The organism is Methylobacterium sp. WL116 (assembly GCF_008039455.1).
GTDB lineage: Bacteria > Pseudomonadota > Alphaproteobacteria > Rhizobiales > Beijerinckiaceae > Methylobacterium.
In genome coordinates, this window is record NZ_VRUV01000729.1 from 1 (window position 1) to 1,753 (window position 1,753).

At 69.6% G+C, this 1,753-nt stretch carries 1 protein-coding gene; it reads left to right on the forward strand.

Annotated features, from left to right (window positions below):
• Positions 1 to 142: 142 nt before the first annotated feature.
• Positions 143 to 1,354 (forward strand): ABC transporter permease, encoded by a 1,212-nt coding sequence (locus FV223_RS26725; RefSeq protein WP_147729747.1) that lies wholly within the window; start codon positions 143 to 145, stop codon positions 1,352 to 1,354.
• Positions 1,355 to 1,753 lie beyond the last annotated feature (399 nt).

The following is a 1,753-nucleotide window of genomic DNA, read 5'->3' on the forward strand; positions in this document are numbered from 1 at the left end:
CCCCTGCCCCGCACCCCAGTCGGGCCTGCCCGACTGGGGCACACGGGGTGCGGATCTCGGGCAAGCCCGAGATCCGTCGGGGGGAGGGAAATCGCGCGCACCCTACGACCCACTTCGCGCCCCACTTGCGGAGCAGCCCGCGATGAACGAGATCGCCCGGCCCCCCGAGGGCGACGCCGTGCCCGCGCCGATGCCCGGGGCGCAGCCGATCGTGCTGCGGCCGAGCGAGGGCCTGCCCGAGGCGCGGCCGCTCGCGCCCCGCCGCGGCGGGCTGTCGCCGCTCAACCGGCGCCGGCTCGAGAACTTCCGCCGCAACCGGCTCGGCTACGTCTCGTTCCTGATCTTCCTGGCGCTGTTCGTCGTCAGCCTGTTCGCCGAGATCCTGGCCAACGACCGGCCGATCGTCGCCTCCTACAAGGGCGAGTGGCTGTTCCCGGTGCTGATCGACTACCCGGAGGAGAAGTTCGGCGGCTTCCTGGCGCGGACCGACTACCGCACCCCCGAGATCGCCAGGGAGATCGCCGAGAACGGCTGGGCGATCTGGCCGCCGATCCCGTTCTCCTACGACACCATCAACGACGGGCTGCCGACGCCCTCGCCCTCGCCGCCGACCTGGATGCTCACCGACGCGCAGTGCCACGCCGCCGAGACGGTGCCGGGGAAGGGCTGCGCCAGCATTCCCTGGCACTGGCTCGGCACCGACAACACCACGCGCGACGTGCTCGCCCGCGTGATCTACGGCTTCCGCATCTCGGTGCTGTTCGGGCTGATCCTGGCCGCCGTCTCCTCGCTGATCGGCGTGGTCGCCGGCGCGGTGCAGGGCTATTTCGGCGGCTGGGTCGACCTGTCGTTCCAGCGCTTCATCGAGGTCTGGGGCGGCATCCCGACCCTCTACCTGATCATCATCATCTCGGCCTTCATCGCGCCGGGCTTCTTCGTGCTGCTCGGGATCATGCTGCTGTTCTCGTGGGTGGCGCTGGTCAGCGTGGTGCGCGCCGAGTTCCTGCGCGCCCGCAACTTCGAGTACGTGCGGGCGGCCCGCGCGCTCGGCCTGTCGAACGTCCGCATCATGACGGTGCACCTGCTGCCCAACGCCATGGTGGCGACGCTGACCTTCCTGCCGTTCATCCTCAACGGCTCGATCACCACCCTGACCTCGCTCGACTTCCTCGGCTTCGGCCTGCCGCCCGGCTCGCCCTCGCTCGGCGAGCTGCTGGCCCAGGGCAAGGACAACCTCACCGCGCCCTGGCTCGGCCTGTCCGGCTTCCTGGTGATCGCCGCGATGCTGAGCCTGCTGGTCTTCGCCGGCGAGGCGGTGCGCGACGCGTTCGATCCGCGCAAGACCTTCCGCTGAGCGAACCCTGCCGCCGAGCGCGCCTGTCGGCACCGCAAGACTGTCCGTCGGCACCGGCGTCGCGCGAAGCGACTGTGTCCCGGAGATGCGCCCGCCGGCCGCGCGCCGCGAATGCCTCGCGCGAGGACCGGGCCGGCCCTCGGATGCTTGATCCCTGAGGTTCGAGCACCGTCGGCGCGGCGGGATCCTCCGGCCCGAGGCATCCGTTCCCACGCCCGGCCGCGAGAACATCATCGCGATACTTAGTATGTCTATACCGGTACGCGTGAATTCAAAATATCCCAGGCCATTGATCTTGGTGCGACACTTTTATCCACCATTGCGCAGACCTCCGGTTTGGACATAAAGCCGTCGCCCGAGCCGGCGGTCGCGCAAGACGCATCCGTCCAGCATTTGGCC